The sequence below is a fragment of the Acidimicrobiia bacterium genome (assembly GCA_009694375.1).
In the GTDB taxonomy this organism is placed as follows: Bacteria; Actinomycetota; Acidimicrobiia; order Acidimicrobiales; family VFJN01; genus VFJN01.
Window position 1 is genome coordinate 158,143 of sequence record SHVB01000002.1, and the last position, 26,089, is coordinate 184,231.

Sequence of the window (26,089 nt, forward strand, 5' to 3'; positions counted from 1 at the left end):
GCGATCAACGCCGCCAACCCGAGGCATCAGACCTCCAGGATGAGGGTGACGGGACCGTCGTTCACCAGGGCCACGGCCATATCGGTGCGGAAGCGGCCGGTGGCCACGGTGGCGCCGAGGTCACGGAGGTGGGCCACCACGGCCTCTACCAGAGGTTCTGCCTGCTCGGGCCGGGCCGCGGCCAGCCACGACGGTCGTCGGCCCCGGGCTGTGTCGCCGTAGAGGGTGAACTGGGACACCACCAGCAGTGGGGCATCCTGCTGGGCCGCCGAGGTATTCATCACCCCCGCGGCGTCATCAAAGATCCGCAGGTTCCAGAGTTTTTCGGCCATCCGGGGGGCGGTCGCCTCCCCATCGGTATGCGTTACGGCCAGCAACACGCACAGCCCCGGGCCGATCGCCCCCACCACCGCATCCTCCACCGACACCGAAGCCTTAGTCACCCGCTGCACGACTGCTCGCATACCGCCAACGCTAGGGTGCCGCCAGCCGACAGGGGAAGCGAGACGAGATGACGATCCAGGACAGAATGATTCGCGTCGGTGAGATGGAACTGGCGATCACCGAGGCGGGAATGGGCGGGCGACCGCTACTGCTGGTGCACGGCCACACCGGATCGCGCACCGATTTCGACATGACCTTCGACCCCCTGGCGGCGGCGGGTTGGCACGCGGTGGCCCCCGACCTACGCGGCCATGGCAACAGCAGCCACCCGCCCCTGGAGGCCGACTACAGCTTCGAGATTTTCGCCAGCGATCTGCTGGGCCTCGCCGACGCCATCGGGTTCGGACGCTTCGTGATCCTGGGCCATTCCATGGGCGGCATGATCACCCAGTGCCTCGTGCTGCGTGCCCCTGATCGCGTCGAGGCCCTCGTGCTCATGGACACCTCGCACGGGCCGCTGCCGATCGACCCGGAACTGGTGAAATTGGGCGTCGCCGTAGCCCGCGAGGAGGGCATCGATGTGGTGGCCGACATCATGGGGGCTGCCAGCGACGGCCCCCTTGCCTCGGAGGTGAACCGCCGCATGATGGCCGAGGACCCCTCCTACGCCGCCCGGGGCGACCGCAACCTCCGGGCTTCGTCACCGGCCATGTTCGCCACCATGCTCGCCACCTTCCCCGTGCAACCCGACCGACTGGCGGCCTTGGCCACCCTCGATATGCCGGTGCTCGTAATCGTGGGCGAACAAGATGCCCCCTTCATTCGAGACAGCGAGCGCATGGCGGCCACCATCCCCGGCGCTGGTCTGGCGGTGATCCCCGGCGGCGGCCACAGTCCGCAACTCGAAGCCCCCGCCGCCTGGTGGGAAGCCCTCTCCGGCTTCCTCACCTCGCTGCCGGGGTGATCACCCTCACGGCGGGATCGGTGGCGGTGCAGGTGAACCCGGCGATCGGTGGCCGACTCACGTCCCTGCGGGTGAAGGGACACGAACTTCTCGTGGCCCCGACGGCCGATCCCCTCCTCTCGGGCTGTTACCCGATGGTTCCCTTCGCCGGACGAGTGCGCGACGGCCGCTTCGAGTGGGGCGGCGAAGTGCACCAACTCCGTCAGAACCAGGCCTCCCACGCCATACACGGCACCGGGTTCGACCGGGCTTGGCTCGTGGAGCACTCCGGCCCGGACCACCTCCACCTGCGCGCCGATCTGCAGCCCCACTGGCCCTTCACCGGCTGGGCCAACCAGCACATCAGCCTCACCGACGACCGCCTCGACCTGCGTCTCGAAGTGCACACCGACGGCCCCTCCTTTCCCGCCACCGCTGGCTGGCATCCCTGGTTTCGCCGGTCCCTGGCCACCGGCGGTGACCTGGTGGTGGCCATCGACGCCACCGGCTGGTACCCCCGCGATGACCAGGGCCTGCCGCGGGGCGACATGGTTTCCCCGCCTCCGGCGGGCCCCTGGGACGACTGCTTCACGGGCCTCACCTGGCCCGCCACCTTGACCTGGCCGGGAGCATTGGTCGTTTCGATCACCTCCACCGGCGATCACCTAGTGCTCTACGACTATCCGGCCCACGCCATCTGCGTGGAGCCACAAACCGGCCCGCCCGATGCCCTCAACCACCCAGGGTGGCCGCAGATCGTGCACCCCACCCAGCCCCTCATCACCCACATGTCCCTCGCCTGGTCCCCGCCCTGATTCGGCGCCACCAGCGCCGCCCGGACGAGCCGCCGGTGGCCCGCTGGCTCGCGTAGGGTGCGGCGATGGAAGACCTTGGTTTCATCGCCCAACTCTGGCGCTATCCGGTGAAATCCTTCCAGGGTGAGCCGGTGCAGTCCCTCGCCGTGGCCCCGGGTGGAGCGGCGGGCGATCGGGGATTGGCGGTGGTCGATCGGGCTGCCGGGAAAGTCCTGTCGGCCAAAGCGTGGGCCCAACTCCTCGAGGCGTCGGCGCGGCTCGATGACGATGACGGCGTGATCATCACCCTGCCCGGTGGTTCCGAACACGCCGCCGGCGATCCCGACGTCCACGCCGCGTTGTCGGCCTGGCTCGACCACGACGTGCATCTCGACGCGCCGCCGACCCACACCGTGTTGCCGATGGAGATGCACACGGGGATGTCCGACGAGGACACGCCGCTGTTCGACTGGCCCGGCCCGCCGGGCACCTGGCTGGATCTCGCCGATGCCCACTGGCTCACCACCGCCAGCCTGGCCGCCGCCGCCGCACTCCAGCCCCACGGTGTTTGGGACGTGCGCCGATTCCGGCCCACCGCCCTCATCGACGGGCCCACCCCTGGATGGGCTGAAGATACCTGGACCACCATCGCGCTGGGCGAGGTGCATTCTGAGGTGCTCATGCCCACGATGCGCTGCAGCATGCCCAGCCGGGCTCAGCCGGGCCTGGAACGCGACCTCACCATCGGCACCACCATCCGCGACAGCCACGCCAACAATCTGGGGGTGTACGCCTCCATCGTGCGCGCGGGCACCCTGCATATCGGCGATGAGGTACACGCCCGCTAGCACTTCGCTAGCCCCCGAATAACGGTGGGCGGCCCGGCGAGAGCGGCCGTGAGTTGACCGGCGGGTCAACAGACCGGAATGCTGGGTGTTCTATGTCCAGTGACGCACCCCTTCGTATTGCCCTATTGGCCTATCGGGGCAAGCCCCACGTAGGGGGCCAAGGGGTCTATACCCGGCATCTCGCCAAGGCCCTGGTGGATCTCGGGCACCATGTTGAGGTACTCGGCGGGCAGCCCTACCCGGTGCTCGACGAGCGGATCCCGCTGATCGAACTCCCCAGCCTGGACATCTACAACGACCACTTCCCGCTGCGGATGCCCGGCGTGTGGGAACTGAAGAACTGGAAAGACCTGGTGGAGGTCACGGCGTTTTCCCTCGGTACCTTCCCCGAGCCCCTGGCGTTCTCCCTACGCGCCTGGGACCACCTGCGGCACCGCCAGGGCGACTTCGACATCGTGCAGGACAACCAGTGTCTCGGCTACGGGCTGCTCCTTATCGAGCGCCAACTGGGCCTGCCCATCCTGGGTACCATCCACCATCCGATCACGGTAGACCGGCGCCTCGAAATGGAGGCCGCCGACGGCTGGTACAAGCGACTTTCGCTCCGGCGCTGGTATGCCTTCGTCGACATGCAGAGCCAGGTGGCCCAGCGGCTCAAGCGGATCATCACGGTGTCGGAGAACTCCTTCAAGGACATCGTGCACGACCACAAGGTCAAGCCGGAAAACATGGCCGTCGTGCCCGTCGGAGTGGACATCGATCTCTTCCAACCCCTTCCGGCCGTGAAGCCCATCCCTGGCCGCTTGGTCACCACCGCCTCGGCTGATGTGACCATGAAAGGCCTCAAGTACCTCCTCGAGGCCGTCGCCAAGCTCCGCACCGAACGTAACGATGTGCACCTGGTGGTCATCGGCAAGCGCAAGCCCGGTGGGGCCAGCGACGAAACAATCAAAAAGCTCGGTCTGGAAGACCACGTGGAGTTCATCACCGGCGTGCCCGAGGAGCGGATCATCGAGTTGTACTCGGAGGCCGAACTGGCCGTCGTACCGTCGCTCTACGAAGGCTTCTCGCTCCCGGCCATCGAGGCCATGGCCTGCGGGGTACCCCTGGTCGCCACCACCGGAGGAGCCCTGCCGGAGGTTGTCGGCAGCGACGGCGACACGGCCCTCCTGGTGGAGCCAGGCGACAGCGAGGCCCTGGCGGCCAAACTGCGCTGGGCCCTGGCTGAGCCGGACCTGCGCAACACGGTGGGCGCTCGGGGGCGCCAGCGCATCGTGTCGCGCTGGTCCTGGAAGCACACCGCCGTCAAAACCGTGGAGCAGTACCGCATCCGCCTGGGCCAGGACTGACGGTGCTCACCGTCCGATTCGACGATCTCGGTCTCCAGGCGGGAGACCTGCTGCTCGACATGGGCTGCGGCGCCGGTCGGCATGCGTTCGAGTCGTTTCGCCTCGGTGCCCGCACGGTGGCCTTCGACTACTCCGCGGCGGAGTTGAAGGACGTAGGCGGCCTCTTCGCCGCCATGCAGGCCGCCGGCGAGGCCGGCACGGCGCCGGGCTGGTTGGCGGTTACCGCCAACGGCGATGCCCTCTGTCTCCCCTTCGCCGACAACACCTTCGATCGCATCATCGCCTCCGAGGTGCTCGAGCATGTGTCGGACGACCAACAGGCCCTGCACGAGGTATTCCGGGTACTCAAGCCGGGTGGCACCCTGGCCGCCACGGTCCCCGCCTGGCTTCCGGAGCAGATCTGCTGGGCGCTGTCGGAGGAGTACCACGCCCCGTTCGTGGAGGGGGGCCACGTGCGGATCTACCGCGAGGCGACCTTACGGGCCCGGATGCGACAAGCCGGCCTCGAACCCAGAGGGGCCCACCACGCCCACGCCCTGCACTCGCCGTACTGGTGGCTGAAATGCGCCGTGGGCCCCACCAACCACGGGCACCCCCTGGTGAAGGCGTACCACCAGGTTTTGCTGTGGGACATCGCCCAGATCCAGCCGATGGGCTGGCTCACCCGAGCTACCGAGCGCGTGCTCAATCCGGTGCTCGGCAAGAGCATCGTGGTCTACGCCCGCAAGCCGAACGGGGCGCACTAGCCCATGCCTATCGACGTTCCGGGTCTTGTTTCGGCCACCGATTTACACAGCACGGTCGACGGCATCGCGGAGTGGCAGTTGCCGTCGGGGATGATCCCGTGGTTCCCCGGTGGGCACGCCGATCCCTGGAACCATGTGGAAGCGGCCATGGCGCTCGACATTGGCGGACGGCATGAAGCCGCCGATCGGGCCTACCAATGGCTCGTAGACCTGCAACGCGACGATGGGTCGTGGCACCAGTACTACATCGCCGATGAAAACGGCAGCACGCAGGTGGAGCAGGACAAACTCGATGCCAACGTCTGTGCGTACATCGCGGCGGGAGTGTGGCATCGCTGGCTCCTCACCGACGACCGCGGGTTCGTGGAAACACTCTGGCCCGTGGTCGAGAAGGCCATCGACTTCGTCCTTGACCTCCAGACGCCACGGGGCGAGATCCTCTGGGCCCGCCACGCCGATGGCACGCCGTGGAGTTTTGCCCTCCTCACCGGCTCCTCATCGATCTGCCATAGCCTGCGGTGCGCCATCGGCATCGCCGAGTTGCTCGGCCACGAGCGCCCCGACTGGGAACTGAGCGCCGCCCGATTGGCCCGCGTCATCGCCACCGAGCCCAAGGCCTTTGCCCCCAAGCACCGCTGGGCCATGGACTGGTACTACCCCGTACTGGGCAGCGTGCTGTTGGGGGAGGCCGGCCGGGCCCACCTCCAGGAGCGGAGCGACACCTTCATCATGGACGGGCGCGGCGTGCGCTGCGTCTCCGATCGGCCCTGGGTCACCGTGGCGGAAACGTGTGAATGTGCCTTGGCCTACCTTGCCGTGGGCGATCGCCCCACCGCCGAAATCCTCTTTGGATGGGCCCAGCAGTTTCGCCACGACGACGGCCGCTACTGGACCGGCACCGTGTTCCCCGACGAGGTTCGCTTCCCCGGCGGCGAACAGTCCACCTACACGGCCGCCTCGGTGGTCCTCGCCGCCGACGCGCTGGCCGGCACGACGCCGGCGAGCGCGCTGTTCGTGGCGTCCGCCGGCGTGCTCCCCCCCCTCATGGCTCTCGGCGGCGAGTAGCCAGCCCGGCTCACCCCGGCGAACCGGCGATACCACCCACGTTACGGGTGACCGGGACGGCGCAAACTACTGAAAATTCCTGGGGCTTCGTCGGGCGGCTGCGGCCAGGACCCGGGCCGCCACCACCACGAACGTGAGGTCGAAGAGGATCTGGATCGTGACCGCAATCTTGGCGGTCTGGCCCAGCGCCACGATGTCGCCAAAGCCCACCGTGGACAGCGTGGTGACGGTGAAATACACCGCATCCACACGATTGGACAGACCTAAGAACTGATCGCCGTTGCGATTGATGGTGGTGTAAACGGCACTGAAGCCGAAAATGAGCATCGCCAGGAAGTCGGACAAGGACTCGACCGCTTCGAAGACCGGCCGCTCCGACACGAGCACGGATCGAACCCGACGGACGGTGAGGGGAACAATGGCTAGCACTGTCCCCACGCCCACCAACGCGCTCACCCATCGGTGTTCGTCCTCGAGCGGGATCCAGGCGTAAAGCAGCCCCATGGTGAGCACCACCACCGTGCATCGCAGCAACGCGCGCCCCAGATCTTTCGCCGGAATGTGGACGTTTCCGACGTCATCCACGACGCAACACCCGCAGGCTCCCGACAGCTTGTTGTTCCTCGAACATCCCACTCTCAATGGCGGGAAGGTAGATCTGCTCGTAGGGAGGGCGTCCGCCATCGCGTACGTCGGGAAACACATCATGGATGCACAACATGCCACCGGAGACGAGATGCGGCGTCCAATTCTCGTAGTCCGCCCGCGCCGGTGCCTCCCCGTGGCCGCCGTCGATAAACAAAAACGCCAGCGGGGTCGCCCAGGCTTCTGCCACGGTCGAGGAGTCGCCCACCACGGCGATCACCGTTGACTCGAGGCCAGCATCATGCATCGTTTTACGGAACAAGGGGAGCGTGTCCATCTTGCCCACGGCGGGGTCCACCAGGTCGGGCTCGTGCCACTCCCACCCGGCCTGGTTCTCTTCGGAACCGCGATGGTGGTCGACCGTGAAGAGCACCCGGCCGCCCCGTTGGGCCGCCGCCCCCAGGTACACCGAAGACTTTCCGCAATAGGTCCCCACCTCCAACATCGGCCCGGCCACCGCGAGAGCGACGGCGACGTCGTATAGCGCCTCCCCCTCCTCGGCGGGCATGAACCCTCGAGCCGCCTCCGCGTGGCGCCGCTGCGCCGGGTCAATCACCAACCCTCGAAGTGGATGATGGGATCAAGGTCGCGTCGTCCCCCGGGTTGGAAATCGGTGCCGATGGTGTGAGCCACCGGAATGAGGGCACCCTGCATCACATGGTCGGGAATCCCAAGCAACTCAGCGGCCGCCGCCTCCTCGGTGAGATGCAGGGTGGTCCAGCAGGTTCCAAGACCCCGAGCCCGCGCCGCCAGCATGAAACTCCACACCGCCGGGAGCAACGATCCCCAGATGGCCGCCTGCCACGCCACCGGGAAGGTATCGGTGCGACCCTCGATACAGGGGATCACATGGACCGGTACCTCGGCGAGGTGGTCGGCCAGATACTGCGCCGAAGTGATGACCTTCTTGGTGGTGGCGATGAAGGCCGGGTCGTCCTGCGGCAGGTTGGCCAGGGCGGCATCGGGGTTGCCGTACATAACCGCAAAGGCGGACGCGTACCACTCGGCCAACTGAGCGCGCTTGGCGGCATCGGTGACCACGATGAAGTGCCAGCCCTGGTTGTTGCCCCCGGTGGGAGCCTGGGTGGCCACCTCGATGCACTGGCGGACCAGTTCGGGCTCCACCGGCCGGGTCAGGTCGAGGCGCTTCCGCACCGAGCGGGTGGTGGAAAGCAGTTGATCGGGATCAAGAGGGAGTAGCAACGACATGAGGGGCGATGTTACCTGGTCCGGATCAGGACGCTTTGGCCCTCTCAGCCACCGTGTCATCGGATTCGAGGTGGGCGAACATGACCTTGTCGAGGAAGACAAACTTCGCCACCCACAAGAGACCGAATCCGGCCAGGTTGGCCGACAGCACCAACACATGGGAATCCGACAGATTCTTGGCGACCGCCACCAGGCCGGTGGACAACGTCAGACCCAGCACGGTAAATATCCAAAAGGGCACGATTTCCCGCGTGAAAGAGACGGCACCGTCGCTGCCCCACACCCACCGCTTATTGAGAAGAAAAGCGGGGATGGCGGTAATCATCACGGACAACACGTTGGACAGCACGGGGTCCCAGCCCAGGAACTGGCTGTAGATGGTGAGCTGGGTGAGCCCGAGGACCACCCCCACCAGCGACACCATCGAGTACTTGATGGCCATGATGCCGCGACCACCGGTAATCCGGTCGAGCACAGCGGTGGGCGAGAGACTCACAGCCAGGGAGCCTAGATCAGCGGCGCGCCGGGCTCGACCCCGCTCCGCTCCGGGCTTCAGTCGACCAGGGCGTTGGCCTGCGCCACTCGACCCAACCAGCGAGCGCTGTCTTTGGGCGTGCGCTGGAACGAGTGCCGGTCGCAATCCACAATCCCGAATCTTGGTCCGTAGCCGAAGGCCCACTCGAAGTTGTCGAGCAGGCTCCAGTAGGTGTATCCGCCCACGTCGATTCCGTCGTCGATACAGGCGAGCACCCCCGCCAGTGCGGTACGCACATAGTCGACGCGTTGGGCGTCGTCGTCGGTACCGATCCCGTTTTCGGTGACGATGATCGGAACTTCACCGCGGGTGTACTCCCAGGCCCGTCGGATGGTGGCCTCCAGCGCCTCCGGGTAGTACTCGTAGCCCATCAGCAGCACGGTCATCCCGTCCTCCGGGCCCACCACGCCCTCGGGGCCCACCCGGGTGCGCGAATACGTCTGCACGCCCACAAAGTCGTCGCCGCCGGTGGCATCCAAGAAGACGTCTTCCATCGCCTCGCGCATGTGCTCCAGGCGCGACTCGCCGCCCGGCAGGGCCTGGTAGTCGCTCATGGAGATGGTGATTCCCACGGGCACACCGGGGGCATTGGCCCGAATCGCTTCCACCCCGTAGCGATGCGCCTGCACCATCACATCGTTGACCTTGTGTCGGGCCTCTGCATCCTGCTTTCCCGGCGGGAAGACGCCCCACAGGTAGCCCACCGTCGACACGATGTTGGGCTCGTTGATCGTGCAGGCTCGCTTCATCACGCCATCGAGCCGAGCGGCGGCCACCTCGCAGTACGCCGCGAAGCGTTCGGCCATGGCATCGCTCTCCCAGCCTCCCTGATCAGCCATCCACAACGGGGTGGTGAAGTGGTGAAAGGTAACAACAGGATCAATTCCGGCGGTCAGTAGTGCTTCACACAGACGCACGTAGTGGTCGAGTGCCACGGAAGAAAACTCGCCGTCGGCGGGCTCGATCCGGCTCCACTCGAGGGAAAACCGGTAGTCGGTGAACCCCAGATCCTTGATCAGGGCCACATCTTCCCCCCAGCGGTTCCAGCTATCGCAACAATCGCCACTGGATTCCTGGCAGCCCGACCCGGGGGTGTGCTCCCAACGCCACCAGTCGTTGTTTACGTTCCCTCCCTCGATCTGGTGCGCAGCGGTCGCGGTACCCCATCGAAAATCCTCAGGAAAACTCAGTGTGGCCATGACCGGGACCGTACAGCAGCTCCGGTACGCGAGAATGCATCCATGTCACAGACCGCCGTCGATGCCTTGGTGAAATTACTTGACCTCGAACCGATCGAAGTGAATCTGTTTCGGGGGGTCTCGCCCGACGAGGAACGCCAGCAGGTTTTTGGAGGCCAGGTGGCCGGGCAGGCCTTGGTGGCGGCCGCCCGCACCGTGGAGTTGGGGCGACGCGTCCACTCGCTCCACGCCTATTTCCTGCGCCGTGGCGATCCCACGGTGCCGATCCTCTACGAGGTGGACCGGATACGCGATGGCCGTTCCTTCAGCACCCGGCGGGTGGTGGCGATCCAACACGGCAAGGCCATCTTCAACCTCCAGGCAAGTTTTCAGGTGCATGAGGAGGGGCTCGAACACGAAGCGCCCATGCCTGAGGTCACCGCCCCCGAGGACCTCCCCGACTTTGCCACCCGCATGAAGCCCTACGCCGAGGCTATGGGCGGGTGGTACCTCCGGCCTCGTCCGATCGATACCCGCAACGTGGACTGGAACCCGACGGATCGCCAGCGTGCGTTGCCGCCGTACCAGCGCGTGTGGCTGCGGGCCGACGGGGTGCTCCCCGACGACCCGGTGCTGCATACCTGTGTGCTCACCTACGCCAGCGACATGACCCTGCTCGACACCGCCCTGCTGCCCCACGGCGGAGGCTGGGATGACGACGGGCTCTTCATGGCGAGCCTTGATCACGCCATGTGGTTTCACCGGCCCTTTCGGGCCGACGAGTGGCTCCTCTACAACCAGGACACTCCCTCGGCATCTCATGGCCGCGGCCTCGGTAGGGGCGAGATCTTCACGGCCGATGGCCACCTAGCGGTCACGGTCGTGCAGGAGGGCCTCATCCGGGTGGTCCAGCAGTGACCCCTCGTTGGAGAGCGGTGGTGGTGGCCGCCGCGGCCACTGGGCTGGTGGCCTGCTCGGGTAGCCCCGACCAGCCCGCCGTCGCCCCGCTGCCCAGCTTCACCACGGTGGCTCCCTCGGTGCCCGATAGCGAACCACCCACCCCCGAGGAGCCGCTCAGCGCCGTGGGGTTGCGCACGGAGACCATCGCCCAGGTGGAGCAACCCACGGCCCTGGCCGCTCGACCCAGTTCGCCCAACCTCTACATCGCCGAGAAGGACGGCACGCTGCGCGTGGTGAAGGTCACCACCAAAACCGCCAGCACCAGCACCAGCACCAGCACCAGCACCAGCACCAGCACCAGCACCAGCACCAGCACCACCGCCAGGCCCGCCGCCAAGACCATCGATGGCATCACCTACGAGCTCCAGACCACGCCGATTCTCGACATCTCCGACGATGTCATCAACGAAGGTGAGCGGGGCCTGCTCGGTATTACCTTCTCCACCGATGGGCGACGGCTCTACGTCGACTACACCGCCGAGCCCGACGGACGCACCGTGGTGGCGGAGTATTCGCTGGGTGACGGAGATGTGGTGGACGTCGAGTCGCGTCGCGAAATCTTCACGGTGGCGCAGCCGTACCCCAACCACAATGGCGGTCAGGTGGTGTTCGGTCCGGATGGGTACCTCTACATCGGCCTCGGCGACGGCGGTTCCGGCGGCGACCCCGACCAGCAGGGCCAGAATCCCAACACGCTCTTGGGCACCATCGTCCGCATCGACCCCGAGGTTGCCCGCCCCGATGCGACCGACACCCGCCGCGACGCTGACGGACCCGCCTACGTCATTCCCCCCGGCAACCCCTTTGCCGGTGGTCGGGGGGGCCAACCCGCCGTGTGGGCGTATGGCCTTCGCAATCCGTGGCGTTTCAGTTTCGATCGCGCCAACGGCGACCTTTGGATTGGTGACGTAGGCGAGAGTGCCTGGGAAGAGGTGGACTATCTCCCCTCGGTGGGCGGCTTCGACGCGGGCCGAGGGGCCAACCTGGGCTGGAGCGAGATGGAAGGGACCCAAAGTTTCAACGGCGGTCAACCCCCCCCTGGGGCCATCCCGCCGGTCTACGAGTACGCCCACGCCGAGGGAGGCTGCTCCATCATCGGGGGCTACGTCTACCGCGGCAAAACCATCGCAGCCCTCGAAGGGGCCTATCTCTTCGCCGATTACTGCGCGGCGGGAGTGCGCGCCATCCGGGTGAAAGACGCCACCGTGATCGACCAGCGCACCTTTCCCGTGGCCGGCGAGAACATCACCTCCTTCGGCCAGGACCGTGACGGCGAATTATTCGTGCTACTCGACGGCGGTGCCGTGGTGAAACTCGTTCCCGCATGATGCAGGAGACCGCTCCGCTCATCTATCACCTCGCCACGGCCCGCCAAGTGGCCGAGGCGCACCAACGCGGATCGGTAGCGCCGCCCAGCCTGGCCGGGGAGGGGTTCATCCATTGCTCTACCGCCGCCCAACTCGCCTCCACCGTGCACCGCCACTACCCCGAGACCACTGGGCTGTTCGTGATCCACCTCGATCCCATCACCCTCGGCGATGCCCTGGTGTGGGAGGAAAGCCGCCCCGGCGAGGTGTATCCACACGTGTACCGAGAGATTTCGATGGACGAAGTAGTGGATGTCGTGGCGTGGTCGCCACCGCCGGGCTAGCGCGTCAGGACACTCGCCGCCCACCCCTGGAGCCGCCGTCGCTCCACTTCCACCAAGTCGGGAAAGGCCTTCGCCAGCAACGGATCCACCTGCGCCTCGAGCAGTCCGGAGAGCACCAACACTCCCCGCGGGGCCAAACGATCCGTCAGCCCCTGCGCCAACTCCCTCAGCACTCGCGCCCCGATGTTGGCCGTCACCAATTCGAAGATCCCTTCCACCTCCGCCAGCGGGGTATCGGTGGCCACCACGACGGTGTGCACCCGGTTCGCCAGAGCGTTGGCCGCGGTTACCGCCGCCGCCCTCGGATCAATGTCGATAGCCCATACCTGCGCCGCCCCGAGCCGAGCCGCCACCACCGACAGCACTCCACTGCCCCCGCCCACATCCAGCATCCGATCGCCGGGGCGCAGGTGCGCCTCGATGGCCGCTACCGCCAGTTGGGTGGAGGGGTGGGCACCGGAGCCGAAGGTGCGACCCGGGTCGAGCACCACCACGAGGTCCTCAAGAGCACTCGGCACTGCGGGTTGCCACGCCGGATGAACAACGATTCGCTGACCCACCCGCACCGGCTGGGCCCACCGCCGCCAGGCATCGAGGTGGGCCTCGTGATCGGGCTCAATGACCGTGAGAGCCCATGCCCCCGCCACGGCCGTCGTGTCGGCGACATCGGCGGTCAGTCGCACCCGGCCATCGGACATCCCTTCTTCGGTCACCGCGGAGGGTCCGGCCTGCCAAAGTGCGTCGGCAGCCAACTCCGCCTCGGCGCGTTCGACGACAAGTTGAACCACCGGCACCACCGCAGCGTAGGTCCACCCCTGGCCCCTACGCTTGGCCCATGACCCCGTTCGACGAGATCCGTAACCTGCTCGGCACCTACTGCGAGTGCATGGACCGTGGAGACTTTGAGGGCATCGGGGCCCTATTCGCCCAGGGCGCCCTCGCCGATGAGCACGGTCACCCCCTCGCCATCGGCGCCGAAGCGGTGGCAGCCTTCTACGCTTCGGGAACAATGTTGTACGACGGATCACCCCGCACCAAACACCTGGTATCCAACAGCGTGTTCGACCTCGACGAGGCGGCGGGTGCCGCGGTGGTGCGGTCGTCCTACGTGGTCCTCCAACAACTACCCGAGGCTCCTCTGCAGCCCATTATCGCCGGGCGCTACCGCGACAGTTTCTCCCACCAGGACGGCGCGTGGCACTTCGTGGAGCGTCGCTTCCTCGTGGACCTGCTCGGCGACCTATCGCATCACCTCAACTACGTCGTGGGCTAGCCCTCTCCCCCAGGGGCTGCCGTGTTCGGTTGGCCCAACCCCTACGCTGGGCTGTTGTGTCTACCCCTCGCTCATTCCGTCAGGCCCGCTTCCAGTCGCCCCCCGGGGCCACGCAACTGCTGCTGATACGCCACGGGGAATCCGAACCGGCGGTGGAAGGGCAGACCTTCCCGCTCGTGGATGGCCACGGCGACCCGGCGCTGTCACCCGAGGGTCGAGTCCAAGCGGCGCAGGTATGCGCCCGGCTACGGGGCGAGCGGATCCAAGCCATTTACGTCTCCAAACTTCGCCGAACCGCCGAAACCGCCGCCGGCCTGGTGGCGACACTCGGTATCGAGCCAGTGGTGAGTCCTGATCTTCACGAGGTCTTCCTCGGCGACTGGGAGGGCGGCGAGTTCCGGCAAAGAGTCGCGGCCGGAGATCCCATCATCATGCAGATGATGGTCGAGCAACGCTGGGATGTGGTCCCCAACGCGGAGCCTTCCGAAGCCTTCGCCGCCCGGGCTCATCGAGCGGTAGACCACATCGCTCGCACCCACCCGGGCCAGCGCGTGGCCGTCTTCGCCCACGGCGGCATCATCGGTCAGATCCTTTCGGAGGCCACTGGGGGTAGGTCCTTCGCCCACAGCGGGGCCGACAACGCCTCGATTTCCCACCTCGTGGTCACCGAGGATCGTTGGGTCCTGCGCTGCTTCAACGACACAAACCACCTCGACGGTGGCCTCACCACCGAAGCCACCGCCCTCACCTAAGGCCCCTCAGCGGCCCGACGGTTGATCGAAGGCCTCCGCCAATCCCGCCAAAAGCCATGTCACCGCCGGCGGCGGGGGCCACCCCGAGTGGCGAAGGCTGAGCACCTCCACGAGCACTACGGCATCGGCCTGGGCGACGGCCGCACCCATCGGGGTTGGATTGGCGTGCACGCGCACCTGATCCTCCACCACGTCCACCACGAAGCGGTGATCAGGATTGGTCACGGTGATCTCCACCGCCCCGGTTTCGGTGGAACCAGCGCAGAGTGAGACGGCTCGGCCGAGGGCGGCGACATAGTGCAACGCGTCGAGTACCTCGCCGCGGTCCACGATGGGCACCACGCCGAGGGGGAGCACAATGTCGCGCTCGTGGACCCACGCATCCCAGAGCGCGTGGTCGGCCACCTGGCGCACCGGTAGATGGCCCGGCGGTGCCTCGGCGATGACGTCCCAATCGGCCGCCGTCAGTGCTTCCACCACGCCCACCAGGGTGGCATTGCTGCGGGCGAACTCCTCGAACGTGGCGGTCACCGAACCGCCGCGTCCGCCCTCCACCATGAGCGCCGGTGAAGCCACCGGATCGAAGGTGGCCAACAGGCGGGTGGGCGCACCGGCGAGCCCCTCTTCGATGGATCGGGCCCAGAAGTGATTGGTGGAGGTGAGGTGGGTGACCACATCCTGCACGCTCCACCCCTCACACCGGCTGGGGTGGTGCCACTGCTGCTCCGATAACTCGCCCAGGATCCCTTCGAGACGTCGCCGCTGGGCGAGCAGAGGATGGGGATCAGAGGGGGGCAGAGCCACCGCGATGACCGCTGGATAGCGGTAGCGCGGAGCCAGCAGCACGGTCGAACCCTAGCCCTGCCTTCGCCCTCGTCCGGCTCTCTCCACTACCGCGGCCGGCTAGGGGATCCGGCGGTAGAGATTGGTGTCGCGGGTCTCGAAACCGGCGGAACGGTAGAGGTGGTTGGCGGCTTCTCGACCGGGGCGGCTCGTGAGGTCCACGGTCTTGGCCCCCACCTCGAAGGCCCGCGCCACCATGGCCTCGAGTAGTTGCCGGCCGATCCCCTGGTTGGCACAAGCCTCATCCACGATCACGTCTTCCACCCAGGCCCGCAGGGCGGTGGTGGTCGGGAAGATGCAGAGCGTGGCCACCCCCACGATGCTTCCCTCCTCCGTCCGGGCCAGGAACTGCGTGGTGGCGTCGTGAGCCAGCAGAGATTCCACCTGCACCAAGGCAGGGGGCGGGTTGGTGGAGGAAAGTTGCGGCACGAGGTGCTGCAGCGCCGCGTGTAGAGCGACCGCGTCGTGGCCGGTGGCGATGGTGATCGAGACAGCCACCAGCGTCAGCGGGGATCCGGAACCGGCTCGGGCGGGGGCGGGCCGACATAGCGAGCCGAGGGTCGGATAATCCGATTGTCGGCCGCCTGTTCCAGGATGTTGGCACACCACCCAATCACCCGGCTCGACGCGAACGTGGGGGTGAACAACTCGGGCGGCAGGCCACAATGGTCCATCACCACTCCGGCGTAGAACTCCACATTGGCGTAGAGGTTCCGACCGGGCTTGAGCTCGGCCAGGACCTCCACCACTGTCTGTTCCACCACCTTGGCGAACTCGATCTTGTCGGCGTGAATCCGCTCCGCCACCGCACGCAAGAAGGTGGAGCGCGGGTCGTTGGTCTTGTAGACCCGATGCCCGAAGCCCATGATCTTGTCGCCCCGGGTGACGTGATCAACCAAGTAGGGACGAGCATTCTCAGCGGTCCCGATGGCTTCGAGTAACGCCAGGGCGCGCGAGGGTGCGCCGCCATGTAGCGGTCCGGACAACGCCCCCATCCCCCCCACCACTGCGGCGGCCACATCCGCCCCGGAGGACGTGATCACCCGGGCGGTGAAGGTGGAGGCGTTGAACCCGTGGTCGATGGTGGTGATCTGATACTGCTCCACGGCGCGACCCTTATCGTGGTCGAACTCCTCGCCGGTGAGCATCCAGAGGTAGTTGGCGCCGTACCCGAGATCCTGGCGGGGCTCGATCACCGCCAGGCCCCGTTGGAGGCGGTGAATCGCCATGATCAGCGAGGGCATGACGGCACACATCTGCAGGGCGTTGCGGCGCCGCTCGGCGGCATCGATATCCAAGGTGGGCTGGTAGCCCTCGGCGGCCCCCACCATCGACATGGCCGAACGCACGGCCTCCATCACTGTTTGGCTCGACGCTGCCAGCGCTGGCAGCAGCGCGGCCACCGAAGTTGGCACCACCCGTAACGATTTCACCTCGGCGGCAAAGGACGCTCGCTCGGCCACGCTGGGCAGGTGACCGTCGATGAGGAGATGCCACACATCCTCGAGCGGCAACTTGTCGGCCAACTCCACGGCGTTGTACTGGCGGTAGTGGTAGAAGCCTTCGAGGCCCCGCACGTCGCCCACTTCGGTCTCAGCCACGATCACACCTTCGAGCCCGGCGGGGGCCTCGATGGTTGAGGGGTGCACTACCGGCTGCACCTGGGCGAAGGCCATGAGGGAGCGCAAGGACACCACCCCCACGAGTCGGCCGTGATCCACCACGGGGAGGTGGCGGTAGCCGCCTTGGGCGAACCCGGCAAAGGCTTCCTGGACAGATAACTCCGGGGCGGCGCAGTCCACCGGTTGAGTCATCCACTCGCTGACTTTCGTGTCGGCGGCGGCCTTCCCGGTGGCGTTGAAGCGAACGAGATCGCGCTCGGTGAGGATGCCGATGGGCCGCTCACCGTCGACCACCACCACGGACCCCTTCTGGCGCTCAGCCATCCTCGCCGAGGCCACCGCGATGGTCTCGGAGGCCGACGCGATCACAGGAGGCGAACTCATCACCTCGGCAACGGTGCGAACGACAGGGTTGGGGGCCATTTGTTTCGAGCCTAGCGAACGGACCAGACGGACCGCATTCCGGCATCGTTACGGGTCGTTGCGCTGCTTGCGCTGCAGCAGGGTGCCGCCCACCGCAATCATGAGCACCGCCGCAATCGTGGATCCAATGATCCACGGGGCGGCGGAGGTGGTGCCATCGTCGCGCTGGGCGGCCTCGAGTGTCGTCCTCGGCAGGGGGTTCGCCCGGGCGGGCGTCAGGTTGATGCGAGGGGCGGGGTGGCCGAGCTCCCCTTTCGATTCCTGGGCCTCGCTCCAGGCGATCTCGCCGTTGCTGGTCTGCTGGAGGGTCGGGAACTGCACCTCGCCCACTGTGGCGGGGAGTTGCACCTTGACGCTGAAGCGCTCGACAGCCACCGAGGAACCGCCGGACCAGGTCAGGGTGTTGGCCGCCGCATCGACGGCGGAAACCCACGCCCCGGCCTTCACCGGCACGGAGAGGACATAAGCGCCCTCGGGTAGCTGCACGACCACTCCAGTGGTGGCAGCACCCTCAGGCTCCACCACAAACACCAGCGTCACCACCGAGGCGGCCGCCGCCTCGGTGGGGTCGATCGCCACATGGGCCGAAGCCGGGGCGGCTAGGGCAGCCAGCCCGAGAAGGACCAACGGGGGCCAAGCCCAGCCAGGTCGAATCACCGCTGGAGGTTCCTTGGATACGGTCCCACGGATCCCAACGTACGCTGGGCAACGTGGATTACCTCCGTTGGTTCAATCGACCCGTGTTGCGGCAACCCGCAGTCATCGCCGCCTTCGAAGGCTGGAACGACGCCGGCGATGCCGCCTCCACCGCCGCCCGGTATCTCCTCAACCGCTGGGACCTCGACCTGGTGGGTGATATCGATCCCGAAGAGTTCTACGACTTCACCTCCACTCGGCCCGAGGTGCAACTCGATGACGACGACCGTCGCGAGATCATCTGGCCGAGCACAAAACTCTTCGCCGGCACCATCGCCGACAGTGACCACGATGTGCTGATCGTGATCGGGGCCGAGCCCCAACTCCGCTGGCGTACCTACTGTGGTGCTGTTTGTGAGGTGGCTACCGGCCAGCAGGCCCGGCTGTGCCTCACCCTCGGTGCCCTGCTGGCTGACGTCCCCCACAGCCGACCCACCTCCATCGTCGGTACGGCCTTCAAGGCCGATGTCATCGGCGGAGTGGAACTGCGCCCGTCGAGTTATGAAGGGCCCACCGGCATCGTGGGGGTGCTCCACGACTCCTGGCGGCAAGCCGGACTGGCCTCCGCGTCGCTGTGGGCCACCGTCCCGTCGTACGTGCCGGGGGCAGCATCACCGAAAGCGGCACTGGCGCTGATTGAGCGCACCACCGCCATGCTCGAAACCTCCCTGGTAGCAACCGACCTCGAGGTTGCCTCCAGCGCCTATGAACGCCAGGTCAGTGAGTTGGTGGCTGCCGATGAGGAGACATCGAGTTATGTGGCCTCCCTTGAGGCACGTTACGACGAGGGCCTGCCGGTAGTTCCCTCTCTGGAATCCATCGCGGAGGAGGTGGAGCGCTTCCTGCGCGAGCAGTAGCGCTCCCCGTCGCCCTACGGCTGCGCCCAGGGCTGCGACCGGGGCGGGTCGAAGAGTACGGGCAGGCTCTCGCCCCGAATCGCCGCAAAGGCGTGGGCACCCCACTGCGGCAGGCCCACGGTCATCTCGGGCAGTTCATCCTCGGCAAACCACCCGACATCACGCGTCTCAAGCGGATGGGGCTTGAGGGCACCGCCAGTGGCCTCGCAGAGGAACACGGTGGAGTACAGGGGGATGCGGGTGAGCCCCATCCGCATGCCGTCCAACACCGCAATCACCCCCTTGGGCCGACAATGGATGCCCGTTTCCTCCAGTACCTCTTTTACCGCCACCTCGGCGGGCGAATACCCCACGTCGGCCCATCCCGTGGGGTAGAGCCAGATGCCCGAGTCGGCGCGCTGCACCAGCAGAATCCGGCCCTCAGCGTCGTGGACCACCGCCCCGATGGCCGATTTGGGGGTGACATAACCTGCCACCCCGTCACCCACCAACCGCATCCACTCCTCCACATAGTGCTCGGCGTCGTAGCTGGCCTCGGCTTCGATCGATGCCCGGATGTCCCCGGCGACGTGCAGTATCTCCTCGAATCGCTCCTGCTCATAGAGGCTCTGGGTGAATCCGAGCCCGGTGCGGGCGATGGCCGAAAGCGCTTCGGACCAACGAAGCAGGTCCTGACGGTTGGGCGGCGGGCGATCGACCATGTCAGCGAGGCGCCTGGGAGATCCCATAGCCCGGGCGTCCCGCCGCCTCCCACTCATCCCAAAACTCAAAGAAGGGCTGGCCGAAGGGATCCTGGCCCCGCAGCGGCAGCAGCCCCCGCCGGATCGTCCAGTCCATCGGGGCCAACGCGGCGGCGATGTCCATGTGGCGCTCGGCGGCCTCCTGGCGCCCGTCGCGAAGGAGATGCACCGCCAACCGGCGATGCGCCAGGGCACGATGTTCATCGGGGGTGCGGCGACGGTGCTGGGCCACGACCTCATCGACGGCCATCGGCGCCTCGTCATTGTTCACCCAGGCTCGCAGGGCATCGTGGTGGGCCTCGGAGTCGATCTGGGTGAATTCCTTCCAGCGGTCATCGCCCGGTGCGATGTCCGGTGGACGGACGATCTCGTCGTGTTCGTCGATCCAAATGGTGGTGGGCACGTTGACCACGCCGTAGCGCTCAGCGAGCACGCCCTCACGATCGACCATCACCGGGTACGTCGGGTTGGCTTCCTCCACCCAGGGCCGTACCGCCTCGATGTCCTCGTCGAGAGCCACGGAGATAATGCGGATGTTTTGCTCACCAAGTTCGTCCTGTAGGGCCTGCCATGCCCCGAGTTCGTAGCGACATCCACACCACGACGACCACGCCACCACCATCCGCTTTTGCCCGGCAAAGTCGCTGAGCTTCACTTCGGTCCCATCAAGGGTGGGAAGCGCCACGTCTGGAGCGACCCGAGTACCAGCCTCCACGTCGGTGCCCGGCGTGGCCGGACCCCCGAACACGGCGATGGCCTCGGCAGCATCCACGGCGATGGTGAAGCCCACCCGCTCGGCCAGGGCCGCCACATCCACCACTTCGCCCTCGACCAGCCCGACGGGATCCCGAACGGGGACGCACACATCTCCCCGGCAGAGACCTTCGGGCTTCAGCGCCCAACCGGTGGCCTTGGCCAGATCGGGTCGGGCGATGAACAACCGGTCCCCATCCCGCACGGCTCGCACCTGCACCTCATCGACCGTGATGATCACCGCATCAATTGTCTCCATGAGCGACGAACCTACGCGAGATCGCCGCCCCCCGGCACCGCGCCCGGGCGGGAAGGCCCGCCTCAGAGTCGGAGTTCGTGGAGCAGGGCCCGTTCCACCTCTACCAGGGTCATGGGATCATCAAGCTTCTGCCCGTCGAGGTTGCGGACGTAGAAGGCATCCACCACGTTCTCGCCCAGGGTTTGGACCTTGGCCGAGACGATATTGAGGTCCAGTTCGGCCAGAGCTCGCGTGATCCGGTAGAGCACTCCAATGGAGTCCGCCGCGTGCACCTCCAACACGGTGGCATCCCGCGAGGCACGGTTGTCCACCACCACCCGAGGGGGCTGGGTCATGGGCGGCGACTTCTGGTGACCGCCGTAGATGCGGGCGCGTTCGGCCAGGCGAGCCTGGAGGGCGAAACGACCCTCCAGCACCTTGTCCAGGTCGGCGATCACGGCACCCCAGGCAATCGTCGGCTCGAAGGTGGACTCCACTCGCAACACCTCCAACGCCATGCCCTCGAGACTGGTGACGGCGGCATCGAGCACACCCAGGCCGTGCAACGCCAACACCCCGGCCACCTTGCTGAACAGCCCGGGGCGATCAGCCGCCACCACCGTGAGGCGGTCATTCGCACCCACTAAGTGTTTCCGACCCGCTCGGAGCAACACGAGGTGTTCCTCGGTGGGGAAGTCGTCGCGCGTCTCCTCGGCCCTACCCCCGCCGAGCACATGGGCAGTCCGACCCACCAGATCACTCACCAAGTCGGCTTTCCACCTGCCCCAGGCGGCAGGGCCCGTGGCCAGGCTGTCGGCTTCGGTGAGGCGGGCGAGGAGTCCCAGCGTGAGCAGATCGCCCACCGATTCGGCCACGTGGTCGATGGTGGAGGGATCGTCGAGGTCGCGGCGGGTGGCCACATCGGGCAGCAGGAGGTGCTGCCGCACCATGGTCTGGAGAATGGCGGTGTCGGCTGACGAGAAGCCCATGCGGGGGCCCATCACCGCCACTTTTTCGATCCCCACTTCCGTGTGGTCGCCGGGGAAACCTTTCCCAATGTCGTGCAGTAACGCTCCCACCACCAGCAGGTCGGGCCGGTCGGTGCCCGCCACCAACCCGGCAGCGTTGGCGGCGGTCTCCATCAGGTGCCGGTCCACGGTGAAACGGTGGTAGGCGTTGCGCTGCGGTTTACTCCGCACGGCCTCCCACTCCGGCAGGAGGAGCGTCCACAGTCCCATCTGGTCGAGCGCCTCGATCACGAGGATGGCCCGGTGCTCGGTAAGCAACAGGTCCACTAGGGCGGAGAGTACGTCGGGTGGCCACGGGACCGGGACGGTCGTTGCCATCGCCACCAGGCGATCGAGCGAGCCTCGGTGAATCGACATCTCCGCCGCCGCCGCCGCCGCCGCCGCCCGCAGCACCAGCGCCGGGTCCGGGGCCAGATCAGCATCGGCAGTGAGGTGGACCTCACCGTGGCGCAGCACCAACCCCGGCCCGGCAGCCCGTTCCCGGCTAGCCCACCGCCCCAGCGGACCCGCTAGAGAGGCGTCGATGCGGATCCAGGCGTCGTCGCTGTGCCAGGAAATCGTGCGCGCCGCAGCAGCTACATGCTGCATCAGCGTGTCGGCCGATGCCTCCCCGAGGGCCTCGGCCACCGCATCTTGCTCTTCGAGCACGAGACGGTCTCCCCGGCGGCCGGTGCGGCGATGTAGTTCCACCCGAGCCGCCAGCAGCACCTCGTAGGCCTGGTCCAACACGGGATCATCGCCGTCCCACAGCAGGTGCCGGGCCACTTCGGCCCAACGCAGGGCATGTACGTCGCGCAAGCCCCCCCGACCCTCTTTGAGATCGGGTTCCAACAGGAAAGCCACTTCTCCGGCGCTCTCGTGCCGCTGCCGGACCTGAGCGGATAACTGCGGGAGCCAATGGCCGGCGCGCTTCTCCCACGGTGTTCGTGCCCCAGAGGCCAGTGCCTCGGTGAGATGCGCCTCGCCGGCAAGGTGGCGGATCTGAAGGAACGACGTGGCGGTATGGAGGTCATCGGCCGCCAGGTCGAGCGCCTCGCGGTGCGTACGCACGGCATGGCCGAGTTTCAGACCTTCGTCCCAGATCGGATACCAGATTCGGTCGGCGAAGGTCGCTATGTCGCGGCGACCCTCGTGAAGGAGCACCACGTCGATGTCGGATTCGAGGCTCACTTCGGCGCGGCCGTACCCGCCGACCGCCACCAGCGCCACTCCACCACTGCCGCACTCCTGTTCGGCGGCCGCCACTAAGTCCGCCAACCATCCGTCGAGGAGATCGCTGTAGGCCCGGCAGAAGGCGCCACCCCGCAGGGAAGTATCGGCCCGAAGAACCGCCCGAGCCTGTGCCAGTGCCATGCCCCAGTCTGTCAGGCTCAGGTCGTGCAACGGGCATGAGCTGGGTGGTGCTGCGATGCACGCACCCACTGAACCCCATCGACGGTGGGTGGCGTGCCAGACTTTCACCATGGCCGTGCGAGAGGACTGCCGCCACTACTCCACCCGCACCTTGCCCACCGGCGACATGGTGCAACGCTGCCGCGTGGACATGGCCGAGGTCACCCCGTTCGCCTGTCCCGCCGACTGCCTCTTTTTTGAGGCGCGCCCCATTACCGAAGTGGGCTGGCAAGGTTTCGAGACCCCCGACGCGGACTAGCCCCTCCGGCTGATCAGGACCGGGAGGAGCGCCGACGAGCCAGCACCACATGGGCTTTGGCGGCCCCCCACACCAGCCCGGCTTCATGCACGGTGGCCCCGAGATCGGCAAAGGCGGCCGGGCCAAGGTCGTACCTATCATCGGGGAATAACCGCTCGGCCTGCGCGTCGCGCACCACCGGCGGCACCCCAGCCGAGGCCAGCACGGCACTGGCGTGGCGGGCCGCCCGGCGCAGGATCGACAGCGGGTTGGTGTGTTGGTCCTGCACATCGGCGGCCAGCAGGGTGCGCAGCGACGCACCCGCCTCGGCTCGGGCGGCCTGAGCCGCCACCCGGGCGGCGTCGAGCAGCTCGGTAGTCGGCGGTACCGTGCTCCATTCATTCCACCGACGAGCCACCATCTGCTCCACCCAGATCGGCAGCGCAATCTCCACTGCGGCTACCAGGGCAGCCGCATAGGCCACCAGTTCGGCAGCATCGAGCGGATCATCGAGCGGGTTGGCATCGGCGACCATAACCACCATGCTTGCCTCATGACCATGCCCCGCGTCGAACCGGGTCCCGGCCAGGAGTCCGTGTGGGACTATCCCCGGCCCCCTCGCCTCGAACCCACCGTGCGACATCTCGTGGTGGCCTACCGAGGCGAGGTCGTGGCCAACTCGCGGCGGGCACAGCGTGTGTTGGAAACGAGCCAGCCTCCGGCGTATTACTTCCACCCCGCCGATGTGCGTATGGACCTGCTCCGTCCTAGCAGTCACCGCACCTTTTGCGAGTGGAAGGGCCTGGCCTCCTATTACGACGTGATCGTGGGGGACGAGATCGCCACTGATGCCGTGTGGAGCTATCCAAGCCCCCATCCCCGCTTCGCGGCCCTGCAGGATTGCCTGGCGTTCTACGCCCAAGTCCTGGACTGTTCGGTGGATGGGGAGGCGGTGGTGGGCAACGAGGGAACCTTCTACGGAGGCTGGATTACCCAAGACATTGTGGGCCCGTTCAAAGGCGGCATGGGCACCGCCCACTGGTAACCGTGCGCATCCGAGCCCTGTCGGTATTCGAAGGAGTGGTGTACCACTGCTGGTGCATGGACCCCACCCACCCTGAGCGCCCCGCCTTGGAGGTGGACGCCCGACTCGGTCCCGGCGACGCCGATGCCACCTCCGGGCCACTGCTGCTATCGACCGCCGACTACATCGCCATGGCCGGAGGGATGGAAACGGCTGGCCCGTGCCTGCAGCTCTTGGCGCAGCGGGGGCGCATCGTGGACCACCTTGAGGTGGCTCACATCACCTTCCCCACCTGGACCATCGTGGAGCCCGAGGACCCCCCGAGCGTCAGCTGAGTTGCTGGTTGAATCCCCCGCTGCGCAACCCACCGAGATCCACCGTGACCCACCGATAGCCCGCCGCTCGGACCGCCGCCACCACGGCATCTCGTTGGGCCACCAGCCCATCGAGATCGTGGTCGGGAACCTCGATGCGGGCCACGTCACCGTGGTGGCGCACCCGCATCTCCGCGAATCCCAGCGCCCGGAGGCCCGCTTCGGCCCGCTCCACTGCGCTCAGGCGCCCGAGGGTCACCGCCGTGCCATAGGGCAAACGCGACGCCAGGCACGCCGCCGCCGGCTTGTCCCAGGTGCGCAGACCCAAGCGTTCGGACCAGGCCCGCACGTCGGCCTTCCTGAACCCGGCATCCACCAACGGGAACACCGCCCCCCGCTCCTGGGCGGCGCGCTGACCGGGACGGTGGTCCTGCAGGTCGTCGAGGTTGACCCCGAGAACCACCGTGGTCCCCGATCCCCCCATGATCGGCTCGATGGCCGCCATGAGGGCGTCTTTGCACCAGAAACAGCGCTCGCCATCGTTCTGGCGATAGAGGGCGTTTTCCAGTTCCTGCGTTTCCACTTCCTGCCACCGCAAGCCCCACTCGGCGGCCAACGCCGCGCACTCGTGGCGCTCCGAGGCCGGCAGCGAGGGCGACACCGCGGTGACGCACCGCGCTCGGTCGGCCCCCAGCGTGTCGTGGGCCATCCACGCGAGAAACGCGGAGTCGGCCCCTCCCGAGAACGCCACGGCCACCGACCCCAACTCCCGGAGGCGCTCCCGCAATGGCTCGAGCGCGACCTCAGGCATCACAGCCCCGTCCCCCGCTGGCGCGTCGAGCGCGCCCGTTGGTCACCATGAACCCAGCCTGCCCGTTCGGACGCACCGGCCGGTTCAGTCCGAGCCAAGGCCGACGGTCACCAACACCTCGGGCAGCGAGGCCACCATGCCCGTGTAAAACGCCCCAAACTCTGCGTAGATAGCCGACGCTTCGTCGAAACGCATGGTGTACACCACCTCTTTGAGGTCGTCGGGGTGCACCCCGAAGAGGGTGACGCCCCACTCGAAATCGTCGAGGCCGGTGGACCCGGTGATCACCTGGAGCACCCGGCCGGCGAACTGACGCCCGCTCGCACCGTGGGCGTACATCATTTCTTTTCGCTCGTCGTAGGGCAGCGTGAACCAGTTGCTCACATCCCCACGGCGCTTGGACATCGGATAGAAGCAGAACGCCGCTTTGCCTTCCGGAGGGAGGTTCGGATGCAGACGCGCTTCCTTCATCGCCTCCGGCACACCCTGGGCGTACTCGGAGAGTTCGGTGAGCGATACGTAACTGTCCACCACGTCTAAGCCCGCCGCCGCCAGTTCGCTTTGCAGTTGACGCAGCCGCCAGAGATCGGCTCCCACCGCCATGAAGGCCACATCGGCTTTGTGGCCCAGCATGGCCACGGGCACCACCTGCACGTCGTCGCCCTCGGCCGCCTTCACCGCCGCGGCGATGGCCTCGGCATCGGCGAGCGGGCCCACCTTGGCGAAGAGGTGGAGCACGCCCCACCCCACGGACGGAACAAGCGGTGCGGGCATGCCA

Annotated in this window: 32 protein-coding genes; 15 read left to right on the top strand and 17 right to left on the bottom strand. The window is 67.0% G+C overall.

The features are described 5' to 3' along the window. Positions 1-26 precede the first annotated feature (26 nt). On the bottom strand, positions 27-464 hold the full coding sequence (locus tag EXQ71_02430) for a D-tyrosyl-tRNA(Tyr) deacylase (protein MSO86360.1): 438 nt from the start codon (positions 462-464) through the stop codon (positions 27-29). Positions 465-511: 47 nt separating this feature from the next. On the opposite strand from EXQ71_02430, the gene EXQ71_02435 reads away from it, so the two are divergent. The 6 genes from EXQ71_02435 (at position 512) to EXQ71_02460 (ending at position 6,129) form a co-directional block, all read left to right on the top strand. After that, positions 512-1,348 carry an alpha/beta hydrolase gene (locus EXQ71_02435; protein MSO86361.1) on the top strand — a complete coding sequence of 279 codons (837 nt, stop codon included), beginning with the start codon at positions 512-514 and terminating at the stop codon, positions 1,346-1,348. Next, complete coding sequence (locus EXQ71_02440; protein ID MSO86362.1) at positions 1,345-2,142, top strand: aldose 1-epimerase; 798 nt, start codon at positions 1,345-1,347, stop codon at positions 2,140-2,142. The genes EXQ71_02435 and EXQ71_02440 overlap by 4 nt, the downstream gene beginning before the upstream one ends. Positions 2,143-2,207: 65 nt before the next feature. Beyond that, positions 2,208-2,969, top strand: coding sequence for an MOSC domain-containing protein (locus tag EXQ71_02445; protein MSO86363.1), 762 nt, complete (start codon positions 2,208-2,210; stop codon positions 2,967-2,969). A 92-nt stretch (positions 2,970-3,061) separates the two neighbouring features. Beyond that, on the top strand, positions 3,062-4,318 hold the full coding sequence (locus EXQ71_02450) for a glycosyltransferase family 1 protein (protein ID MSO86364.1): 1,257 nt from the start codon (positions 3,062-3,064) through the stop codon (positions 4,316-4,318). Between the two features lie 2 nt (positions 4,319-4,320). Further along, positions 4,321-5,064, top strand: coding sequence for a class I SAM-dependent methyltransferase (locus EXQ71_02455; GenBank protein MSO86365.1), 744 nt, complete (start codon positions 4,321-4,323; stop codon positions 5,062-5,064). A gap of 3 nt (positions 5,065-5,067) precedes the next feature. Beyond that, on the top strand, positions 5,068-6,129 hold the full coding sequence (locus EXQ71_02460; protein ID MSO86366.1) for a prenyltransferase: 1,062 nt from the start codon (positions 5,068-5,070) through the stop codon (positions 6,127-6,129). A 66-nt stretch (positions 6,130-6,195) separates the two neighbouring features. Here EXQ71_02460 and EXQ71_02465 read toward each other — a convergent pair whose 3' ends face one another. The 5 genes from EXQ71_02465 to EXQ71_02485 are packed head-to-tail and all read right to left on the bottom strand — an operon-like array spanning position 6,196 to position 9,717. Next, positions 6,196-6,813: a two pore domain potassium channel family protein gene (locus EXQ71_02465; GenBank protein ID MSO86367.1), complete on the bottom strand. Its 618-nt coding sequence runs from the start codon at positions 6,811-6,813 to the stop codon at positions 6,196-6,198. Beyond that, the gene (locus EXQ71_02470; GenBank protein ID MSO86368.1) at positions 6,707-7,282 is read right to left on the bottom strand and encodes a class I SAM-dependent methyltransferase; all 576 of its coding nucleotides are present in this window, start codon (positions 7,280-7,282) and stop codon (positions 6,707-6,709) included. The genes EXQ71_02465 and EXQ71_02470 overlap by 107 nt, the downstream gene beginning before the upstream one ends. 44 nt (positions 7,283-7,326) lie before the next feature. Then, a complete protein-coding gene (locus tag EXQ71_02475; GenBank protein ID MSO86369.1) occupies positions 7,327-7,983 on the bottom strand; it encodes a nitroreductase family protein in 657 nt (218 codons plus the stop codon). A gap of 25 nt (positions 7,984-8,008) precedes the next feature. After that, positions 8,009-8,479 carry a GtrA family protein gene (locus tag EXQ71_02480; GenBank protein ID MSO86370.1) on the bottom strand — a complete coding sequence of 157 codons (471 nt, stop codon included), beginning with the start codon at positions 8,477-8,479 and terminating at the stop codon, positions 8,009-8,011. A 56-nt stretch (positions 8,480-8,535) separates the two neighbouring features. Next, positions 8,536-9,717, bottom strand: coding sequence for a glycosyl hydrolase family protein (locus tag EXQ71_02485; protein MSO86371.1), 1,182 nt, complete (start codon positions 9,715-9,717; stop codon positions 8,536-8,538). A 42-nt stretch (positions 9,718-9,759) separates the two neighbouring features. Here EXQ71_02485 and tesB point away from each other — a divergent pair, with 42 nt between their 5' ends. Genes tesB through EXQ71_02500 form a run of 3 tightly spaced genes read left to right on the top strand, consistent with a single transcriptional unit; the run spans position 9,760 to position 12,307 of the window. Further along, complete coding sequence (gene tesB / locus EXQ71_02490) at positions 9,760-10,614, top strand: acyl-CoA thioesterase II (protein MSO86372.1); 855 nt, start codon at positions 9,760-9,762, stop codon at positions 10,612-10,614. Further along, positions 10,611-11,984: a sugar dehydrogenase gene (locus EXQ71_02495; GenBank protein MSO86373.1), complete on the top strand. Its 1,374-nt coding sequence runs from the start codon at positions 10,611-10,613 to the stop codon at positions 11,982-11,984. The genes tesB and EXQ71_02495 overlap by 4 nt, the downstream gene beginning before the upstream one ends. After that, positions 11,981-12,307 (top strand): DUF952 domain-containing protein, encoded by a 327-nt coding sequence (locus EXQ71_02500; protein MSO86374.1) that lies wholly within the window; start codon positions 11,981-11,983, stop codon positions 12,305-12,307. The genes EXQ71_02495 and EXQ71_02500 overlap by 4 nt, the downstream gene beginning before the upstream one ends. Here the strand turns inward: EXQ71_02500 and EXQ71_02505 are convergent. Then, positions 12,304-13,005, bottom strand: coding sequence for a methyltransferase domain-containing protein (locus tag EXQ71_02505; protein ID MSO86375.1), 702 nt, complete (start codon positions 13,003-13,005; stop codon positions 12,304-12,306). The genes EXQ71_02500 and EXQ71_02505 overlap by 4 nt on opposite strands. Between EXQ71_02505 and EXQ71_02510 the strand changes: the two genes are divergently transcribed. Together EXQ71_02510 and EXQ71_02515 are read left to right on the top strand one after the other, a co-directional pair. Beyond that, positions 12,942-13,580, top strand: a complete 639-nt coding sequence (locus EXQ71_02510) for a hypothetical protein (protein ID MSO86376.1) — start codon at positions 12,942-12,944, stop codon at positions 13,578-13,580. The genes EXQ71_02505 and EXQ71_02510 overlap by 64 nt on opposite strands. A gap of 56 nt (positions 13,581-13,636) precedes the next feature. Continuing rightward, entirely contained in the window at positions 13,637-14,332 is a 696-nt protein-coding gene (locus EXQ71_02515; GenBank protein MSO86377.1) for a histidine phosphatase family protein, read from the top strand. A 6-nt stretch (positions 14,333-14,338) separates the two neighbouring features. Here the strand turns inward: EXQ71_02515 and EXQ71_02520 are convergent, their stop codons facing one another. The 4 genes from EXQ71_02520 to EXQ71_02535 are packed head-to-tail and all read right to left on the bottom strand — an operon-like array spanning position 14,339 to position 17,910. Then, positions 14,339-15,178: a maleylpyruvate isomerase family mycothiol-dependent enzyme gene (locus tag EXQ71_02520; GenBank protein ID MSO86378.1), complete on the bottom strand. Its 840-nt coding sequence runs from the start codon at positions 15,176-15,178 to the stop codon at positions 14,339-14,341. Positions 15,179-15,235: 57 nt separating this feature from the next. After that, on the bottom strand, positions 15,236-15,661 hold the full coding sequence (locus EXQ71_02525; protein MSO86379.1) for a GNAT family N-acetyltransferase: 426 nt from the start codon (positions 15,659-15,661) through the stop codon (positions 15,236-15,238). Between the two features lie 17 nt (positions 15,662-15,678). Beyond that, entirely contained in the window at positions 15,679-17,220 is a 1,542-nt protein-coding gene (locus EXQ71_02530) for a citrate synthase (protein ID MSO86380.1), read from the bottom strand. Between the two features lie 48 nt (positions 17,221-17,268). Next, positions 17,269-17,910, bottom strand: a complete 642-nt coding sequence (locus tag EXQ71_02535) for a DUF1775 domain-containing protein (protein ID MSO86381.1) — start codon at positions 17,908-17,910, stop codon at positions 17,269-17,271. On the opposite strand from EXQ71_02535, the gene EXQ71_02540 reads away from it, so the two are divergent. Continuing rightward, positions 17,880-18,773, top strand: a complete 894-nt coding sequence (locus tag EXQ71_02540) for a PAC2 family protein (protein ID MSO86382.1) — start codon at positions 17,880-17,882, stop codon at positions 18,771-18,773. The two genes, EXQ71_02535 and EXQ71_02540, sit on opposite strands and share 31 nt — an antisense overlap. Before the next feature lie 14 nt (positions 18,774-18,787). Here the strand turns inward: EXQ71_02540 and EXQ71_02545 are convergent, their stop codons facing one another. The 3 genes from EXQ71_02545 to EXQ71_02555 form a co-directional block, all read right to left on the bottom strand. Then, entirely contained in the window at positions 18,788-19,474 is a 687-nt protein-coding gene (locus EXQ71_02545) for an NUDIX domain-containing protein (GenBank protein ID MSO86383.1), read from the bottom strand. A 1-nt stretch (position 19,475) separates the two neighbouring features. Beyond that, positions 19,476-20,525, bottom strand: a complete 1,050-nt coding sequence (locus tag EXQ71_02550) for a TlpA family protein disulfide reductase (protein MSO86384.1) — start codon at positions 20,523-20,525, stop codon at positions 19,476-19,478. A 62-nt stretch (positions 20,526-20,587) separates the two neighbouring features. Further along, positions 20,588-22,996: a [protein-PII] uridylyltransferase gene (locus EXQ71_02555; GenBank protein MSO86385.1), complete on the bottom strand. Its 2,409-nt coding sequence runs from the start codon at positions 22,994-22,996 to the stop codon at positions 20,588-20,590. Here EXQ71_02555 and EXQ71_02560 point away from each other — a divergent pair. Beyond that, on the top strand, positions 22,995-23,183 hold the full coding sequence (locus EXQ71_02560; GenBank protein ID MSO86386.1) for a hypothetical protein: 189 nt from the start codon (positions 22,995-22,997) through the stop codon (positions 23,181-23,183). The genes EXQ71_02555 and EXQ71_02560 overlap by 2 nt on opposite strands. A 13-nt stretch (positions 23,184-23,196) precedes the next feature. Here EXQ71_02560 and EXQ71_02565 read toward each other — a convergent pair whose 3' ends face one another. Then, positions 23,197-23,706: a hypothetical protein gene (locus EXQ71_02565; GenBank protein MSO86387.1), complete on the bottom strand. Its 510-nt coding sequence runs from the start codon at positions 23,704-23,706 to the stop codon at positions 23,197-23,199. A 15-nt stretch (positions 23,707-23,721) separates the two neighbouring features. Between EXQ71_02565 and EXQ71_02570 the strand changes: the two genes are divergently transcribed. Together EXQ71_02570 and EXQ71_02575 are read left to right on the top strand one after the other, a co-directional pair. Further along, the gene (locus tag EXQ71_02570; protein MSO86388.1) at positions 23,722-24,207 is read left to right on the top strand and encodes a DUF427 domain-containing protein; all 486 of its coding nucleotides are present in this window, start codon (positions 23,722-23,724) and stop codon (positions 24,205-24,207) included. A 2-nt stretch (positions 24,208-24,209) separates the two neighbouring features. After that, positions 24,210-24,521, top strand: a complete 312-nt coding sequence (locus EXQ71_02575; GenBank protein MSO86389.1) for a hypothetical protein — start codon at positions 24,210-24,212, stop codon at positions 24,519-24,521. Here the strand turns inward: EXQ71_02575 and larE are convergent. Beyond that, positions 24,514-25,311: an ATP-dependent sacrificial sulfur transferase LarE gene (gene larE, locus EXQ71_02580; protein MSO86390.1), complete on the bottom strand. Its 798-nt coding sequence runs from the start codon at positions 25,309-25,311 to the stop codon at positions 24,514-24,516. The genes EXQ71_02575 and larE overlap by 8 nt on opposite strands. Before the next feature lie 84 nt (positions 25,312-25,395). Then, entirely contained in the window at positions 25,396-26,085 is a 690-nt protein-coding gene (locus EXQ71_02585) for a chlorite dismutase (GenBank protein MSO86391.1), read from the bottom strand. Positions 26,086-26,089: the final 4 nt, after the last annotated feature.

Bases quoted from the DNA above. Each gene is read 5' to 3' on its own strand.
- EXQ71_02430 (MSO86360.1), bottom strand. From the start codon at position 464: ATGCGAGCAGTCGTGCAGCGGGTGACTAAGGCTTCGGTGTCGGTGGAG.
- EXQ71_02435 (MSO86361.1), top strand. From the start codon at position 512: ATGACGATCCAGGACAGAATGATTCGCGTCGGTGAGATGGAACTGGCG.
- EXQ71_02445 (MSO86363.1), top strand. From the start codon at position 2,208: ATGGAAGACCTTGGTTTCATCGCCCAACTCTGGCGCTATCCGGTGAAA.
- EXQ71_02450 (MSO86364.1), top strand. From the start codon at position 3,062: ATGTCCAGTGACGCACCCCTTCGTATTGCCCTATTGGCCTATCGGGGC.
- EXQ71_02460 (MSO86366.1), top strand. From the start codon at position 5,068: ATGCCTATCGACGTTCCGGGTCTTGTTTCGGCCACCGATTTACACAGC.
- EXQ71_02465 (MSO86367.1), bottom strand. From the start codon at position 6,813: ATGGCGGACGCCCTCCCTACGAGCAGATCTACCTTCCCGCCATTGAGA.
- EXQ71_02470 (MSO86368.1), bottom strand. From the start codon at position 7,282: ATGCCCGCCGAGGAGGGGGAGGCGCTATACGACGTCGCCGTCGCTCTC.
- EXQ71_02475 (MSO86369.1), bottom strand. From the start codon at position 7,983: ATGTCGTTGCTACTCCCTCTTGATCCCGATCAACTGCTTTCCACCACC.
- EXQ71_02485 (MSO86371.1), bottom strand. From the start codon at position 9,717: ATGGCCACACTGAGTTTTCCTGAGGATTTTCGATGGGGTACCGCGACC.
- tesB (MSO86372.1), top strand. From the start codon at position 9,760: ATGTCACAGACCGCCGTCGATGCCTTGGTGAAATTACTTGACCTCGAA.
- EXQ71_02500 (MSO86374.1), top strand. From the start codon at position 11,981: ATGATGCAGGAGACCGCTCCGCTCATCTATCACCTCGCCACGGCCCGC.
- EXQ71_02510 (MSO86376.1), top strand. From the start codon at position 12,942: ATGCCCCCGCCACGGCCGTCGTGTCGGCGACATCGGCGGTCAGTCGCA.
- EXQ71_02505 (MSO86375.1), bottom strand. From the start codon at position 13,005: ATGTCCGATGGCCGGGTGCGACTGACCGCCGATGTCGCCGACACGACG.
- EXQ71_02530 (MSO86380.1), bottom strand. From the start codon at position 17,220: ATGGCCCCCAACCCTGTCGTTCGCACCGTTGCCGAGGTGATGAGTTCG.
- EXQ71_02545 (MSO86383.1), bottom strand. From the start codon at position 19,474: ATGGTCGATCGCCCGCCGCCCAACCGTCAGGACCTGCTTCGTTGGTCC.
- EXQ71_02550 (MSO86384.1), bottom strand. From the start codon at position 20,525: ATGGAGACAATTGATGCGGTGATCATCACGGTCGATGAGGTGCAGGTG.
- EXQ71_02560 (MSO86386.1), top strand. From the start codon at position 22,995: ATGGCCGTGCGAGAGGACTGCCGCCACTACTCCACCCGCACCTTGCCC.
- EXQ71_02555 (MSO86385.1), bottom strand. From the start codon at position 22,996: ATGGTGAAAGTCTGGCACGCCACCCACCGTCGATGGGGTTCAGTGGGT.
- EXQ71_02565 (MSO86387.1), bottom strand. From the start codon at position 23,706: ATGGTGGTTATGGTCGCCGATGCCAACCCGCTCGATGATCCGCTCGAT.
- EXQ71_02570 (MSO86388.1), top strand. From the start codon at position 23,722: ATGCCCCGCGTCGAACCGGGTCCCGGCCAGGAGTCCGTGTGGGACTAT.
- larE (MSO86390.1), bottom strand. From the start codon at position 25,311: ATGCCTGAGGTCGCGCTCGAGCCATTGCGGGAGCGCCTCCGGGAGTTG.
- EXQ71_02585 (MSO86391.1), bottom strand. From the start codon at position 26,085: ATGCCCGCACCGCTTGTTCCGTCCGTGGGGTGGGGCGTGCTCCACCTC.